Genomic DNA, 15,637 nt, shown 5'->3' with positions numbered 1-15,637 from the left:
TCGCGATTGAGGTTTTGAGGGGGACAGTCGTGCGCGTTTTGGCATTGGCTTCACAAAAAGGCGGGTCGGGCAAGACGACATTGTCGGGACATCTGGCGGTGCAGGCGCAGCTTGCCGGCGCCGGACCGGTCGTGCTGATCGATATCGATCCGCAGGGTTCGCTCGCCGACTGGTGGAACGAACGCGAAACCGACCTGCCGGCCTTTGCGCAGACCACCGTTGCGCGGCTGGCATCCGACCTCGAAATCCTGCGCCAGCAAGGCTTTAAACTGGCCGTCATCGATACGCCCCCGGCGATCACCATGGCGATTCAGAGCGTCATCGGCGTCGCCGAACTGATCGTCGTTCCGACGCGCCCGAGCCCGCACGACCTGCGCGCCGTCGGCGCCACCGTCGACCTGTGCGAGCGCGCGGGCAAGCCGCTGGTGTTCGTCGTCAACGCCGCGACGCCGAAAGCGAAGATCACCAGCGAGGCCGCGGTCGCGCTGTCGCAGCATGGCACCGTCGCCCCGGTCACCCTGCATCACCGCACCGACTATGCCGCGTCGATGATCGACGGCCGCACGGTGATGGAAGTCGATCCCAACGGCCGTTCTGCCGAAGAAATCCGCCAGCTCTGGTCCTATATGAACGACCGGCTGGAGAAGAATTTCCGCCGCACCATCTTCTCGGCGCCGCTGCCTTCGCAGGCGGGTTACGGCGCGGTCCGTCCGATGGGCGGCGGTTTCGGCCGCCGCATCGCGGGCCAGTAAGGGGGAGCCGGAATGATGGGCGAACCCAAACCCCTCGCATCGCTGAGCGCCGGCCTGCTGGCGCGCAAGGGCGCCGCGCGCCCCGCCATGCGCCGCCAGCCGCTGGGCAGCGGCCCCGCGACGCTGAACACCACCGGTTACGACGACCTCGGCTGGAACGACATGGGATATGATGTCGATCCCGACCAGTCGACCGAACCGACGAACATGGTCGACCTGAAGCCGATGCTGGCCGGATCGGTGCTCGCGCACAATGCCGAGGCCGAACATGCGGTCGAGGAAAGCGCCGGCCACGAACTCACCGATGCGCTGGCGAACGAGGAAGCCTATCTGGCCGAACTGCCGGCGATCCCCGAGGTCGTCCGCCAGCAGGAATCGCTGGTCGATCGCGTCGCCGCGGTGGCGCGCAAGGTCGAACAGCGCCCCGTCGAGCGCAAGCCGCGCGCGCTGCGTGCCCGCGAAAAGGCCGCGTTCACGCTGCGCCTCGACGCCGAACGCCATCTGCGGCTGCGGCTGGCGAGCGCGGTGACCAACCGGTCTTCGCAGGTGATCCTGACCGATTTGCTCGACGAATATCTGTCGACGCTGCCCGAAATCGACGCGATGGCAAGCCGCCTCCCGGCGGCGCGCCCGATGCGCCGGACGATGCACAAGGGGGACTGACCATGAAACGCAACATGCTGATGAAGCTGGCCATTTCGGGCTTCGTCCTCGGCGTGACGACCTTCGGGAACGGCACGCTCGCCTCGGCTTCGAACAAGCCGACGGTCGCCGAAAAGTCGGCGGGCGCGGCGCGCGTCGCGCTCGAAAAGGGCAAGGCGAACAAGGCGGTCGGCCATGCCGAAGCCGCGGTTGCCGCAAGCCCGCGCGACGCCGGCTATCGCGCGCTGCTCGGCCAGGCCTATCTCAACGACGGCCGTTTCGATTCGGCTGCGGCGGCGCTTACCGAGGCGATGGAACTCGGTGCGACCGACGCGAACACCATCCTCGCGCTGACGCTGGCGCAGATTGCGCAGGGCAAGACGCCCGATGCCGTCGCGCTGCTGAATGCTCATCAGGCGACCGTGCCCGCGCCCGACGCCGGGCTGGCGCTGGCGCTGGCAGGCGACAGCGAATCGGCGATCTATGTCCTGACCGAAGCGGCGCGTGCCGAGGGTGCGAGCGCTCGCACGCGGCAGAATCTGGCGCTGGCTTTTGCGCTGTCGGGCCGCTGGGCGCAGGCCCGCGTGCTCGCCGCGCAGGATCTGTCGCTCGCAAAGCTCGACGCGCGCATGGGCGAATGGTCGAAACTTGCATCGCAGCCCGACGCGCGCCTGCGTGTCGCGACGCTGATCGGCACGAAGGCCCAGGCCGACGCCGGCATGCCGGTCCGTCTCGCGCTTGCCAATGCGCCCGAGGTGCGGATGGCCGCCGCGGCGGACGACAAGGTCGTGCTCGCCGCCGCCGACCCGGCGCCGGTCGAGAGCTTCGCACCGCCGCCGCCCGTGATAGCGAGCGCCGACACCAGCATCCGTACGGTCGAACTGCCGATGCCGCAGCGCGACGAGAATGGCGTCGTCCCGGTGACCGAACTGCCGCAGCCGGCAGCGGCTCCGGCTGTGATCATGGCCGACGCAGCGCCCTATCGCGCCGCACCCGGCGCACCCGCCGAAACCGTGCGCCCCGCGCAGGCGCAGGCGCTGGAGCTGGCGACGCGGATCGTCCCCGCCGCCTTCAATTCCAAGAAGCCGAACGGCTGGGCCGTCCAGCTCGGCGCCTATGACAGCCTTGGCATCGCCAGGGAAAAATGGGGTGTGCTGAAAAAGAGGAACGGCATGCTCACCAGCTTCCCGGCGTCCAGCCATGCGGCGGTCGTGAAGGGGCGCACCTTCTATCGCCTGACGGTCAACGGCCTGGCAACGCGCGGCGACGCGACCGAGATGTGCCGCCAACTGAAAGCGCAGGGGCAGGTGTGCTTCATCCGCCAGATGGGCGGCGCCGAAAACATCCAGTGGGCCGCGAAATCGAGCCCGCTGCGGCTCGCGTCGCGATAGTTTCGACACTCTGGGGGGAGTGGACCGAGGAAGGGGCGTGGCCGGCAGGCTGCGCCCCTTCGCTTTGCCCATTGCGGCGGCCGGCGCGAAGGGTTGCGCAACAGTACCAAATTTATTTTGTGCCGAATTGAGATGAAATATATTGATAAGTAACAAAATGATGCTTAGGCGGCAGCCGCTAACAGTGGACGGAGTTTATTATGAATATTTTGAAGAAGGCTGCGATCTCCCTCGCGGCAACCTCGATGGTTATGGCGCCGGTTGTGGCTTCGGCTGCGCCCGTGGCGGCTGTTGAAGGCACGCGCGCGACCTCGACGGTCGAAGGCCAGAACGAACTCGACAATTCGACCTGGCTCTATGGTCTGATCGCGCTCGCCGCGATCATCGGCCTCGTGCTGATCCTCGACGACAAGGACAATCCGGCGAGCGTCTGATCCTTTCGCCGGACAGATGATAAAGGCTCCGTCGAAAGACGGGGCCTTTTTTGTGCCGGTCGTATGGGCTGGATGTCCCTGGGACGTTGCGGCTTTGGGGGTGGGTTTGAGTCCTTCCCCTCCCTGGAAGGGAGGGAAGAAGAATGGCAGGAACCGGCCGATTTCTGACGCTGGACGCACTCTAGCGGATGCGCTGGCCGCCCTTCCACATCGCGGTCGCGCGGCCTTGCACCGGCATGCCGTCGAAGGGGGTGTTGCCCGCCCAGGCAGCCATTTTCTTGGCATCGACCTGCCACGGTGTCCCGTCGTTGACGAGGATCAGGTCGGCTTCCATGTCCACGGCAAGGCGGCCGGCGTCGACGCCGAGGAGGCAGGCGGGGGTGCGCGCGAGCAGCTCGAACAGGCGCCCCGGCGAAATATGGCCGTCGCGGACAAGATTGAGGGCGAGTGCGAGCAGCGTCTCGGCGCCCGCCATGCCGGGCAGTGCCTCGGCGAAGGGGAGGCGCTTGTCCTCGGGACCGCGCGGATCGTGGCCCGAGGCGAGGATGTCGATCGTGCCGTCGGCGATGGCTGCGAGGCACGCCTGACGGTCGTCCTCCGATCGCAGCGGCGGCGACAGCCGCGCGAAGGTGCGGAAATCGCCGATCGCCGTGTCCGAGAGCAACAGGTGCGCGGGGGTGATGCCGCAGAGGACGGGCAGCCCCTTCGCCTTGGCGGCGCGGATCAGGTCGAGCCCGCGCGCGGTCGTGACCTGACGGAAATGGACGGGCGCGCCGGTTTCCTCGACCAGCGCAAGGTCGCGCGCGATCGCTATCGCTTCGGCGATGGCGGGGGCAGAGGACAGGCCGAGCCGCGTCGCCATCTCGCCGTCTGTGGCGACGGCGCCGGCGGTCAGCCCTTCATCCTCGGCATGGATGATCGTGACGAGGTCGAGCGAGGCGGCATAGGTCAGCACGCGCCGCATGACGCCGCTGTCGGGGATGCGGTTGCGGCCGGTCGCGATGGCGCGCGCTCCCGCCTGCTTCATCAGGCCGATTTCGGCGAGTTCGCGGCCTTCGAGCCCCTTGGTCGCGGCGGCGAGGGGGTGGACCCAGAGGTCGGGTTTGCCGCCCTTGGCCGCACGCTCGACGAGCCCGGCGCTGTCGAGCGGCCCGCTGTCGGGCATCAGCGCGGCGCGGGTGATGCCGCCGAAATGGAAGGCGGGCTTGTCGGTGGCAAAGACGCCGAGATCGATGATTCCGGGGGCGAGCCACTGGCCGCGAGCGTCGACGGTTTCGGTGCCTTCGGGAACTTCGGCCGGGTCGAGCGCGGCGATGCGGCCATCGATGACGAGCAGGCTGCCCGGACGCGGCGTGTCGCCGTCGATCAGCAGCGCGCCGGTGATATGGAGCGGTTTCAGTTCCATCCCGGCACTCCCCGCTTGCGCCGCGTCAATATGTCGAGGCACGCCATGCGGACCGCGACCCCCATTTCGACCTGTTCGGTGATCGTCGAGCGGACGGGATCGTCGGCGACGCTGCTGTCGATCTCGACCCCGCGGTTCATCGGGCCGGGGTGCATGACGATCGCATCGGGTTTCGCTTTTTCGAGCCGCTTCGGTGTCAGGCCGTAGAGCGCATGATATTCGCGCGCCGACGGCAGGTAAGCGCCGTCCATGCGCTCGTTCTGGAGGCGGAGCATCATCACGACGTCGGCGTCGTTGATGCCTTCGTCCATGTCGGTGAAGGTCGTGACGTGCATGCGATCGATCGCCGGCGGGGTGAGCGTCGGCGGCGCGACGATGCGCACCTCGTTGCCGAGCAGGGTCAGTGCGAGGATGTTCGAGCGCGCGACGCGGCTGTGGAGGACGTCGCCGCAGATCGCGATGGTGAGGCCCTCGACCCGGCCCTTGCGGCGCCGGATGGTCAGCGCGTCGAGCAGCGCCTGCGTCGGATGTTCGTGGCGGCCGTCGCCGGCGTTGAGCACCGGGCAATCGACCTTGTCGGCGATCAGTTGCACCGCGCCCGAGCTTTGATGGCGGATGACGATGGCGTCGGCGCGCATCGCGTTCAGCGTCATCGCGGTGTCGATCAGCGTCTCGCCCTTCTTCACGCTCGATTGCGCCGCGTGCATGTTGACGACGTCGGCGCCGAGGCGCTTTCCGGCGATTTCGAACGACAGCAGGGTGCGCGTCGAATTTTCGAAAAAGGCGTTGATGATCGTCAGCCCGGCGAGCCGGTCGTCATGTTTGGCGGCGCCGCTGCGGTTCATTTCGACCCATTGTTCGGCGGCGTCGAGGACGTAGGAAATTTCCCACGGCGTGAGCTGGGCGATGCCGGTAAGGTGGCGATGGCGAAAGGCATCGCCGCCGGGCGGATAATCGCTGGCGGGTCGGATGGTTGCGTTTGTCATTAAAGCCGAGCGTTTAGGTGGCGGCGCGCAAATAGGCAAGTGCCGAGGCGATCCACGGTTCCAATATCCCGAGCGTCCAGAGGACGAGCAGCAGGATGTCGAGCCACAGCCAGATCATCATCCATGTTGCGAACGGCTGTTTGCGCGTCTTGTGGCGGACGAGCCGCGATGCGGCGACGGTGCCGGGGGAGCCGCCGAGAAAGGCCCAGAGAAGCAGAGTGGACTCGGGAATCCGGCGCATGCCCGCTTCGGCGCGGCGCTTGTCCGCGACCATCAGGCCGAAGGCGATGCCGTTCGCGGCGGCGAGCCAATAGAGGATATATTCGGTCATCCCCGCACGAGCGCGTCGATTGCACCTTGCAGGATGAACGCCGCGGCCGCGCTGTCGACGCGTTCGGCGCGTTTGGCGCGGCTGACGTCGGCGGCGATCATCGCGCGCTCGACCGCGGCGGTCGACCAGCGTTCGTCCCAGAGGAGGAGGGGGAGGGCGAGCGGGGCCAGGTTACGCGCGAAGGCGCGGGTGCTTTGGGTGCGCGGGCTGTCGCTGCCGTCCATGTTGAGGGGGAGGCCGACGACGATGCCGGTGATCGAATGGGCGGCGACGAGCGTCTTGAGCGCGTCGAGGTCGACCGAGAATTTCTTGCGGACGATCGTCTTGTCGGGGGTCGCGAAGCTCCAGCCCGCGTCGCAAAAGGCGACGCCGATCGTCTTGGTGCCGACGTCGAGGCCCATCAGGCGGCCGCCGTCCGGGAGCGCGGCGGCGAAGTCGGGAGCGGCGGTAGTGATCATTACCGTCTCTCTACCCGTTCGTGTCGAGCGAAGTCGAGACACCGTGAGAGCGGGCGCTTCTTCGGGGCATCTCGACTTCGCTCGATGCGAACGGAATCAGGTTTTCGGTGCCGCAGCTAGTGGGGCCGTCGGAGCCACCGCCGGCGCGATCGGCGCCGCAGGCGGCGGCACCGGCGAGGGTTTACCTTCGAACGTCGCGAGGCGCCGCAGCACGTCGGCGCGGACGTTCGCCCAGAACAGGGTGATGTCGAAGACGTGATAATTATTGCCCGGCAGCACGTAGCTCGGTGCATAATTCTTGGCGACCTCGGCATCGCCGATCATCAGCAGGCCGCGCGTGTCATCGCATTTCGCGCCGATCTTGCCCGCGACCAGCGACCCCTTCTTGAAGCCGTCGGCGGGCTTGAGCGTGCCGATGTTGGCCTCCGGGCCCGCTGCGGTGTCGGGGATGCCTGTGAGCGGGTTGGTGCACAGCATGCGCGTGCCCGCGCGCGGGCGGCCGTCATAACCGATCGTGCCGTCATAGGCGTCGGTGACCATGATCGGGTCGGCGGGCTCGGCGAAGCTCGCCCAACTGATCAGGCAGCCCTTTTGCTCGGGGGTCTGGCATGCCGGCAGGCCGAGTGCCGCAATGTCGGTATCGACGCTGATCGGCCAGCCGATCACGTAAGCGGCGACGATGCGCTTCGCGAGCGGGGTGCCGGCGATGCGGTTCTTGATCAGCGTTTCGATGTGCAGCGCGCCCTGGCTGTGCCCGGCGAGGATGATCGGCCGGTTCTTCGGCTGCGCGGCGAGGAAAGCGTCGAACGCCTGTTCGACATCGCGATAGGCGGCGTCGATCGCCTTGCCCGCCGTCACCCGATCCTCGGCGAGGAAGGCGCCGAGCGTCGCCTGACGGTAGCGCGGCGCCCAGAGCTCGCCGGCGTCGCCGAAGGCGCTTGCCATGCCCTGCATGAACAGGGTGGTGCGGTAATTGGCGTCGCGGTCCTCGAGCGGCGCGTTCCAGCTCGACTTGCTGTAATAGCTGGTCGGGTGGACGAAAAAGATCGCGGCGTCGCCCTTGGCCGCGGCGCCGTCGGCGGGGGGCGCGGTGGTTGCCGCGCGGGCGGGCGGAATCAGCTTGTCGCCGTCCCCGGTCTTGGGCGTCGCGGCGCCGTCGGCGGGCGGGCGCCATGCCGACGGATCGTTCTCGATCCCCGGCCGCGAAATCCACATCGCAGGATCGTCATAGGCATTGGGGGCGATCGCCGCCTGCGGCTTGAATTCGGTCGACGGCACGAAGGCGACGCGGCCGAACCAGCCGGGTGCGAGTTGCCAGGCGATGCCGACGCCGAGGACGAGAATGATGATCGCGGCGATGATATAGAGGAATTTGCGGGCCATCGGGGCTCCATGGGGAGAGGTTGAGCGCTATCTGGCTTGCGAAGGCGCGTTAAACAAGCCCAGATGTTAGGCATGACCGACGCCCCCGCAAGCACGCCCGCCCCCGATTCGCCCCGGCTCGCCTCGGTACGCCTCGACGAGAATGATGCACCATGGCCGCTGCGCCCGTGGATCATGGCGGCGATCGGGGCGCTCGCGGGGCTGTTGTTCCACATGCTTGTCGACCGCCAATATGTCGCCGAACCGGCGCCGCTGCTCGACGCGCTTGCGGCCTTTATCGCGGTTTCGACGGTGGTTTTCCTGCTCGGCGTCGAAATCCGCCGCTGGCACTGGGCGCTGGGTTTCGCGCTGCTGTGGGGCGCGGTGATGGGGCTGATCAGCGGTTATTCGGCGGGTTACAATCTCAACGGGTCGCCGATCGAATGGCCGTTCTGGTCGGGAATCCTGGCGGTGCTCGTCGCGACGCCGCTGTTCCAGACGCGCCGCGACGTCGCGCCCGACTGGCGTTTCTGGAAACTGTGGCAGATGCCGTACGAACGGCTGCACAGCCACGCGTGGACCGACGCGGTGATCGGCGCGGCGGGGCTGGTCTTCGTCGGCATTACCTTCCTGCTCGTCGTGCTGATCGGGCAGATGTTCAAGCTGATCGGGATCGACCTGATCGAGCGCCTGCTGAACGGCGAATGGTTCGGCTGGATGCTCGCGGGCGCGGCATTCGGCGGCGCGGTTGGGCTGCTGCGCGAGCGCGACAAGCTGGTCGCGACCTTGCAGCGGCTGGTGATGATCGTGCTCGGTGTGCTGGCGCCGGTGCTGGCGGCCGCGCTGGCGCTGTTCCTGCTGTCGCTGCTTGGCACCGGGCTGACGCCGCTCTGGGAATCGGGGTTTTCGACTGCGGCGCTGATGATGGCGGCAGCGGCGTTCGCAGTGCTGCTCGCCAATGCGGTGATCGGCAACGGGCGCGACGACAGGTCCGCGAACCGTTTCCTGCAGATTGCGGCGGCGATGCTGGTCGCGGCGGTGCTGCCGCTCGCGGTCATTGCCTTTTATTCGATGCATTTGCGCGTCATTCAGTACGGCTGGACCCCCGAGCGCATCTGGGGGGTGATCGCGGCGATCATCGCGCTCGCTTATGGCGCGGCGGGGCTATGGTCGGTCGCGAAGGGACGCCGCGATTTCGACGATCTGCTGCGGCCGTTGCAACAGAAGCTGGCGATCGGGCTAATGCTGCTGGCGCTGTTCCTCGCGCTGCCGCTCATGGATTTCGGCGCGATTTCGACGCGCGACCAGTTGGCGCGGTTGAAAACCGGCACGACAAAGGCCGAGAAATTCGACTGGGCGGCGCTGGCATTCGATTTCGGGCCTGCGGGGCGGCGCGCGCTCGCCGATCTGGCGAAGTCGCCCGACAAGGCTAGGGCCGATCTGGCGAAATGGGCGCTCGCCGCGAAGAATCGCTGGGACCTGAATGTAGCGGGCGAGGCCGTCGATGCCGCCGACGTCACCTATGGCGCGAAGCCGATCCGCGACAAGGTGCGCGTGCTGCCGGCGGGGCAGGTGTTGCCGCCTGAGGCCTATGCGGCGCTCGATACGCGCGATCAGTGCAAGACTGTGCCGTGCGCCGCCTATGTGCTGGGTCCCGACCGCATCGTCGTGGCCGGACGCGGCAACAATGTCGTACTGTTCGCGCGCGATGCGAAGACCGGCGAATGGGCCGAGGATTATGAAGGGTTTCGCGGCGGCGCCATCGCGGAGGGTTTGACGATCGACGAGCTCGAAAAGGCGGTGATCGAGGTGCGGCCGGTCCAGCGGCGGCAGCTCTTCGTCAATGGCAAGCCGCTGGGCGAGGATTTCGAGTGAGAATCGCGCGCCTGCCTTGAAGCGCGCGGGGGAGGATGCTAGCGGCGCAGCTTCTCCCGATAAGGCGACTAGAATGGCAATCGATCAGGCAACGGTAAGGAAAATCGCGTCGCTGGCGCGCATCGCGATCAGCGATGCGGAAGCCGCCGCGATGGAAGGCGAATTGAACGGCATTTTGGGCTGGGTCGAGCAACTCGGCGAGGTCGATGTGACCGGGGTCGAACCGATGACCGCGGTGATCCCGAATGTGCTGCGGCTGCGCGACGATGTCGTCGACGCCGACCCGCTGACCGGCGGCAACCGCCGCGACGATATTCTCGCCAATGCGCCCGCGCCGCAGCACGGCTTTTTCGGCGTTCCCAAGGTAATCGAATAATGACCGAGCTTACGAACCTGACCGTCGCCGAAATCCGCGACGGGCACCGCGCGGGCGATTTCAGCGCCGTCGAGGTCGCCGAGGCGTTCAATGCCAATGTCGCGGGCGCCAAGGCGCTCAATGCGTTCATCGTCGAGACCCCCGAGCATGCGCTCGCCGCGGCGAAGGAGGCCGACGCCGACCGCGCGGCGGGGACGCTGAAGCCGCTGTCGGGCGTGCCGATCGGGATGAAGGATTTGTTCGCGACGAACGGCGTCCAGACGACGGCGGCGAGCCATATGCTCGAAGGTTTCGTGCCGCGGTACGAATCGACCGTGTCGCAGAAATTGTGGGACGCGGGCTGCGGTATGCTCGGCAAGCTCAATCTCGACCAGTTCGCGATGGGGTCGTCAAACGAGACAAGCTATTTCGGCAATGTGATCAGCCCGTGGAAGCGCAACGACGGCGGCAATGCCGCGCTCGCGCCGGGCGGTTCGTCAGGCGGTTCGTCGTCGGCGATCGCGGCGCGGCTGTGCCCCGCGGCGACCGGGACCGACACCGGCGGCTCGATCCGCCAGCCCGCGGCCTTCGTCGGGATCAGCGGGATCAAGCCGACCTATGGCCGCTGCTCGCGCTGGGGCATCGTCGCGTTCGCAAGCTCGCTCGATCAGGCGGGGCCGATGGCGCGCGACGTCAAGGATTGCGCGATCATGCTCGAAAATATGGCGGGCTTCGATCCGAAGGACGCGACGAGCCTGAATCTGCCCGTACCCAATTGGGAAGCCGCTTTGTCAAGCGATCTCAAGGGTAAGAAAGTCGGTATTCCCAAGGAATATCGATTGGAGGGCATCGATCCCGACATCGACGCAATGTGGGACGCGGGCATCGCGATGCTGAAGGATGCGGGCGCGGACGTGGTCGAGATCAGCCTGCCGCACACCAAATATGCGCTTCCAGCTTACTATATCATCGCGCCCGCCGAGGCGTCGTCGAACCTCGCGCGCTATGACGGGGTGCGTTACGGCCTGCGCGACCTGCCCGAAAAGGCGGGCTTGCAGGACATGTACGCCGCGACGCGCGCCGACGGCTTCGGGCCCGAGGTCAAGCGCCGCATCATGATCGGCACTTATGTGCTGTCGGCGGGCTTCTACGACGCCTATTATACGCAGGCGCAGAAGGTGCGGACGCTGATCGCGCGCGATTTCGAGACGGCTTTTGCAAGCTGCGACGTCATCCTCGCGCCGACCGCGCCGTCGGCGGCGTTCGGGCTGGGCGAGAAGACCTCCGATCCGCTGGCGATGTATCTGAACGACGTGTTCGCGGTGCCCGCGAGCCTCGCGGGCCTGCCCGCGATGTCGGTCCCCGCGGCGCTGAACCGCGAAGGACTGCCGCTGGGCCTGCAGATCATCGGCAAGGCATTCGACGAACAGGGCGTGCTCAACGCCGGTCTGGCAATTGAAGAGCGGGCGGGCTTCAACGCGCGCGCCGAGAAGTGGTGGTAAGATGAGCGATTATCGCATCAAGGGCGAAACCGGCGAGTGGGAGGTCGTGATCGGCCTCGAGGTCCATGCGCAGGTCACCTCCAACGCCAAGCTGTTCTCGGGCGCCGCGACGGCGTTCGGGGCCGAGCCCAATACGCAGGTGTCGCTCGTCGACGCTGCGATGCCCGGCATGCTGCCGGTGCCGAACCGCGAATGCATCCGCCAGGCGGTGCGCACGGGGATGGCGATCGAGGCCGAGATCAACAAATGGTCGCGGTTCGACCGCAAGAATTATTTCTACGCCGACCTGCCGCAGGGCTACCAGATTTCACAGCTTTATCATCCGCTTGTCGGCGAAGGTTCGCTGATGATCGAGGAGGATGAGAAGGCCGGGATTCCCGAGCCCAAGCGGATCGGGATCGAGCGCATCCATGTCGAGCAGGACGCCGGCAAGCTGATGCACGACCAGCATCCGACGATGTCCTATGTCGATCTCAACCGCTCGGGCGTCGCGCTGATGGAGATCGTCTCGCGCCCCGACATGCGCTCGCCCGCCGAGGCCGGGGCCTATGTGCGCAAGCTGCGGTCGATCCTGCGCTATGTCGGATCGTGCGACGGCAATATGGAAGAAGGCTCGATGCGCGCCGACGTCAACGTGTCGGTCCGCAAGCCGGGCGACGAATTCGGGACGCGCACCGAGACGAAGAATGTCAATTCGGTGCGCTTCGTGATGGCGGTGATCGAGGGCGAGGCGAGGCGCCAGGTCGAGCTGATCGAAAGCGGCGGCTCCGTGGTGCAGGAAACGCGGCTCTACGACCCCGACCGCAACGAGACGCGCTCGATGCGGTCGAAGGAAGATGCGCATGATTACCGCTACTTCCCGGATCCCGACCTGCTGCCGCTCGAACTCGACGATGCGTTTCTGGCCGAGTGCCGCGAGAGCTTGCCCGAACTGCCCGATGCCAAGCGCGCGCGCTATCTGGCAGCCGGAATTTCGGCGTATAACGCCGATGTGCTGACCGCCGAGGTCGAGAGCGCCTTGTGGTTCGATACGCTGCTGGAAACCGGCGCGAAGCCGGCTGCGGCGGCGAACTGGGTATCGAGCGAGCTGTTCGGGGCACTCAACCGCCTCGGCAAGAGCTTCGAGGATTGCCCGGTCACCCCGGCGCAGGCGGGCGAACTGCTCGGGCTCGTCGCCGACGGCACGATTTCGGGCACGATCGCGAAGCAGGTGTTCGAGAAGATGCTCGAAAGCGGTGACGGCGCGGCCGCCATCGTCGATCGCGAGGGGCTGAAGCAGACCAGCGACACCGGCGCGATCGAGGCCGAGATCGCCAAGGTCCTCGCCGCCAATGCCGACAAGGTCGAGCAGTATAAGGGCGGCAAGGAAGCGCTGTTCGGCTTCTTCGTCGGTCAGACGATGAAGGCGATGCAGGGCAAGGCGAACCCGCAGGTCGTCAACGAGCTGCTCAAAAAAGCGCTCGCTTGACGGTGATCCAGTTCACAGGCAATTCAGCCGCTTCGCGGTCATAAGCATTGAAATCAATGCATAATGATGACGAAGGGTAGAATGATGATGAAGCGGTTTCTGGTTTCGGTTGGGGGTGCTCTGGCGATCGTGTCGGGGGCCGCTGCGAGCGCGCCCGCAGTGAACGACGGGTATGACTGGACGATGCGCGTCAATGACGAAGATCGGGCGGACAGCGCGATCCTTGCCTATGAAGTCGCCGACACCGACGACCAGCCGCTGAATTTCACCTGCGAAGAGGGCGGCAACCGCATCTTTGCCGGGATCTCGGGCGGCTCGCCCGATCTTGCCGCGATCGATCTGGTATCGGGCGACCAGGCATTGCGGCTGGCCGGCACGACCGAGGCCGAGGAAATGCCCTATTTCTCGTCGACCGACGAAATCGCCGGCGATGCACCCTTCATCCGCGCCTTTGCCGCGAACGGCTGGCTGCGCATGACGGCCGACGGCGCCGCGACCGATATGGCGGCGACGCCGGCGGGCAAGCAGGCGATCGCGCGCTTTGTCGCTTTCTGCGCCGGCTGACGCGGCGCGGCGGATGCTGCGCGCGCTGCTGGCGCTGTCGATGATGTTCGCCTGCGCCGCGCTGGCGCGGGCCGAGACGATCGTCTTCGCAAACGTCAATGTCGTGCCGATGGACCGCGAACGCGTGATTCCACGCACCACCGTGATCGTCACCGACGGGGCGATCGCGAGCATCGGGATCCAGGCGAAGCTGCCCGCCGGAACGCCGGTGATCGACGGCAAGGGCGCGTGGCTGATGCCGGGCCTTGCCGACATGCACAATCATGTGACGCAGCGCGACGACCTGACGCTGCTGCTCGCCAATGGCGTGACGACGATGCTCAACATGGGCGAGGCGACCAACGCCTTTGCCGGACGGACGCGGATCGCGGTGAACCGCGGCGACGTTCCCGGACCCTATATCTTCACCGCCTTCGTCGTCGACGGCGACCCGCAATATGGCCATTTCATCGTCCGCACCCCCGACGAGGCGCGCGCCATTGTGCGGCTGGCGAAGGCGAACGGCTACAGCTTCATGAAGGTCTATACGAACCTGTCGGCCGAGGCGTTCGCGGCGCTGGCCGACGAAGCGCGCGTGCAGGGGATCGGCGTCGTCGGGCATAATGTCGCGGCGGTCGGCCTCGCGAAACAGCTCGCCGCCGGACAGGTCATGGTCGCGCATGTCGAGGAATTTTTCACCGGCTTCTTTCCCGAACCGCCCGCGGGCGACCAGCAGGCGCCGCCCGACGAGGCGCGGATCGCCGACGCGATCGCGCTGGTGAAGGGGCATGGTGCATTCGTCACGTCCGACCTGCTCACCTATCGCACGATCGCGGCGCAGTTCGGCAAGCCCGAGGCCGTGAAAGCCTATCTCGCGGCGCCCGAGGCGCGCTATGTGTCGCCCGGCGACCGGATCGACTGGGCGCGGTCGGGCTATCAGAAAAAGGCGGTCGACCTGTCGCGGCGAGTGGCGTTCGAGGCGCGCTTCGTCAAGGCGATGGCCGATGCGGGGGTGCCGCTGATCGCGGGCGGCGACGCGCCGACGATTGCGGGGCTGGTGCCCGGCTTTGCGCTGCATGACGAGATCGATGCGATGCGCGGCGCCGGGCTGACGCCCTGGCAGGCGCTGTCCGCGGCGACGCGCACCCCGGGGGAGTTCATCGCGAAGACGGTGCCGGGCGCGGCGAAGTTCGGCATCGTGGCGCCGGGCTATCGCGCCGACCTGCTGCTGGTCGCCGACAATCCGCTGGAAAAACCCGCGACGTTACGCGCACCGCTGGGCGTGATGACGGGCGGCCGCTGGCATGATGCGGCGGCGCTGAAGACGATGCTGGCCGAAGTGGCGGCGCGGCGGTCCGTTCCCTAAAAGCGCCTTTGTCCGGCGCCCCAGTCGCCGATATCGCACTGGCCCGAGAAATTGGTCTGCGCTGCGATGGTGATGCGGCCCGAGCGGCGATCGACGGTCAGCTTCGGTTTGTTGAGGCCATTGAGGCGATAGCTGGCGGTGATGCGGTCGGGGGTGACGACCAGATTGTCGAGATCCCACCAGCCGTTGTCGCCGCCCGAATGGATCGGCGGCACCAGTTTCGGGCCGAGGTGGATGCGGCCATGATCGCCGTAGAGTTCGAGCTGGATATCGCTGTTAAATCCTTGCGCGCTGTTGCTGAGCTCGTTGCTCCATTCCCATTTGTGGGCGTGCGGGTTCCAGCTGTAGCGCGGATTGTTCTGGACCGTCGGCCGCGTCCCGGCGCCGTAGCAGACGAGAACCAGCGAACCGGGATCGCGATAGCCCGGATCGGCGGCGGGTTGATGGTGATCGAGGGTGGGGGCGTCGGCATCGACGTCGCGGCAATTTTCGGCCGGGACAACGATCAGCACGCCATAGCGTCCGTCGACGGTCGATACCGAGATGCAGCGGCCGGTGCGCGCATTCCACCAGAAGGTGTAACGCTGTTCGCCGACGGTGTTCGAGAAGCGCGCGACATAGCCGCGCGCGAGAAGCTGCGTTTCGCCGCCCGCCGCACGGGCGCCGGCGAGATCGGCGACGTCGGATGCGGGCTGCGCAAGCGCCGGCGCGGGGAGGGCGATGGCGGCGACCAAAAGGGCAAGGCTGTGACGCATGATGAGACCCCT

Annotated in this window: 16 protein-coding genes; 10 read left to right on the top strand and 6 right to left on the bottom strand. The window is 66.8% G+C overall.

Going from position 1 to position 15,637, the window contains the following annotated elements:
• Positions 1–29 precede the first annotated feature (29 nt).
• The 4 genes from V6U71_RS14055 to V6U71_RS14040 all read left to right on the top strand — a co-directional run bounded on the left by V6U71_RS14055 (position 30) and on the right by V6U71_RS14040 (position 3,219).
• Positions 30–752 (top strand): ParA family protein, encoded by a 723-nt coding sequence (locus V6U71_RS14055; RefSeq protein WP_054587134.1) that lies wholly within the window; start codon positions 30–32, stop codon positions 750–752.
• A gap of 15 nt (positions 753–767) precedes the next feature.
• On the top strand, positions 768–1,415 hold the full coding sequence (locus V6U71_RS14050) for a hypothetical protein (protein WP_411339036.1): 648 nt from the start codon (positions 768–770) through the stop codon (positions 1,413–1,415).
• 2 nt (positions 1,416–1,417) lie between these two features.
• Positions 1,418–2,785, top strand: a complete 1,368-nt coding sequence (locus tag V6U71_RS14045; RefSeq protein WP_411339035.1) for an SPOR domain-containing protein — start codon at positions 1,418–1,420, stop codon at positions 2,783–2,785.
• 200 nt (positions 2,786–2,985) lie between these two features.
• Positions 2,986–3,219 (top strand): hypothetical protein, encoded by a 234-nt coding sequence (locus tag V6U71_RS14040; protein WP_411339034.1) that lies wholly within the window; start codon positions 2,986–2,988, stop codon positions 3,217–3,219.
• 181 nt (positions 3,220–3,400) lie between these two features.
• Here the strand turns inward: V6U71_RS14040 and V6U71_RS14035 are convergent, their stop codons facing one another.
• The 5 genes from V6U71_RS14035 to V6U71_RS14015 all read right to left on the bottom strand — a co-directional run bounded on the left by V6U71_RS14035 (position 3,401) and on the right by V6U71_RS14015 (position 7,782).
• The gene (locus V6U71_RS14035) at positions 3,401–4,624 is read right to left on the bottom strand and encodes a dihydroorotase (protein WP_411339033.1); all 1,224 of its coding nucleotides are present in this window, start codon (positions 4,622–4,624) and stop codon (positions 3,401–3,403) included.
• Positions 4,615–5,610, bottom strand: a complete 996-nt coding sequence (locus V6U71_RS14030; RefSeq protein WP_411339032.1) for an aspartate carbamoyltransferase catalytic subunit — start codon at positions 5,608–5,610, stop codon at positions 4,615–4,617. The genes V6U71_RS14035 and V6U71_RS14030 overlap by 10 nt, the downstream gene beginning before the upstream one ends.
• A 13-nt stretch (positions 5,611–5,623) precedes the next feature.
• Entirely contained in the window at positions 5,624–5,941 is a 318-nt protein-coding gene (locus V6U71_RS14025) for a DUF1294 domain-containing protein (protein ID WP_411339031.1), read from the bottom strand.
• Positions 5,938–6,399, bottom strand: coding sequence for a Holliday junction resolvase RuvX (ruvX, locus tag V6U71_RS14020; RefSeq protein WP_411339030.1), 462 nt, complete (start codon positions 6,397–6,399; stop codon positions 5,938–5,940). The genes V6U71_RS14025 and ruvX overlap by 4 nt, the downstream gene beginning before the upstream one ends.
• A 96-nt stretch (positions 6,400–6,495) precedes the next feature.
• Positions 6,496–7,782, bottom strand: coding sequence for a DUF3089 domain-containing protein (locus V6U71_RS14015; RefSeq protein ID WP_411339029.1), 1,287 nt, complete (start codon positions 7,780–7,782; stop codon positions 6,496–6,498).
• A gap of 72 nt (positions 7,783–7,854) precedes the next feature.
• On the opposite strand from V6U71_RS14015, the gene V6U71_RS14010 reads away from it, so the two are divergent.
• From V6U71_RS14010 to V6U71_RS13985, 6 genes are all read left to right on the top strand, one after another.
• Positions 7,855–9,636 (top strand): DUF4153 domain-containing protein, encoded by a 1,782-nt coding sequence (locus tag V6U71_RS14010; RefSeq protein ID WP_411339028.1) that lies wholly within the window; start codon positions 7,855–7,857, stop codon positions 9,634–9,636.
• A gap of 73 nt (positions 9,637–9,709) precedes the next feature.
• Positions 9,710–10,012, top strand: coding sequence for an Asp-tRNA(Asn)/Glu-tRNA(Gln) amidotransferase subunit GatC (gatC, locus tag V6U71_RS14005; RefSeq protein WP_411339026.1), 303 nt, complete (start codon positions 9,710–9,712; stop codon positions 10,010–10,012).
• Positions 10,012–11,493 carry an Asp-tRNA(Asn)/Glu-tRNA(Gln) amidotransferase subunit GatA gene (gatA, locus tag V6U71_RS14000; RefSeq protein ID WP_411339024.1) on the top strand — a complete coding sequence of 494 codons (1,482 nt, stop codon included), beginning with the start codon at positions 10,012–10,014 and terminating at the stop codon, positions 11,491–11,493. Before gatC ends, gatA begins: the two co-directional genes overlap by 1 nt.
• Before the next feature lies 1 nt (position 11,494).
• Complete coding sequence (gatB, locus tag V6U71_RS13995; RefSeq protein ID WP_411339023.1) at positions 11,495–12,961, top strand: Asp-tRNA(Asn)/Glu-tRNA(Gln) amidotransferase subunit GatB; 1,467 nt, start codon at positions 11,495–11,497, stop codon at positions 12,959–12,961.
• Between the two features lie 66 nt (positions 12,962–13,027).
• Complete coding sequence (locus V6U71_RS13990) at positions 13,028–13,525, top strand: hypothetical protein (protein ID WP_411339022.1); 498 nt, start codon at positions 13,028–13,030, stop codon at positions 13,523–13,525.
• Positions 13,503–14,870 (top strand): amidohydrolase family protein, encoded by a 1,368-nt coding sequence (locus V6U71_RS13985; RefSeq protein WP_411339021.1) that lies wholly within the window; start codon positions 13,503–13,505, stop codon positions 14,868–14,870. Before V6U71_RS13990 ends, V6U71_RS13985 begins: the two co-directional genes overlap by 23 nt.
• Here the strand turns inward: V6U71_RS13985 and V6U71_RS13980 are convergent.
• A complete protein-coding gene (locus V6U71_RS13980) occupies positions 14,867–15,625 on the bottom strand; it encodes a hypothetical protein (protein ID WP_411339020.1) in 759 nt (252 codons plus the stop codon). The genes V6U71_RS13985 and V6U71_RS13980 overlap by 4 nt on opposite strands.
• Between the last annotated feature and the right edge of the window lie 12 nt (positions 15,626–15,637).

This window comes from Sphingopyxis sp. J-6, from assembly GCF_046603995.1.
Classification (GTDB): Bacteria; Pseudomonadota; Alphaproteobacteria; order Sphingomonadales; family Sphingomonadaceae; genus Sphingopyxis.
This window is presented reverse-complemented; position numbering and strand designations above follow the sequence as displayed.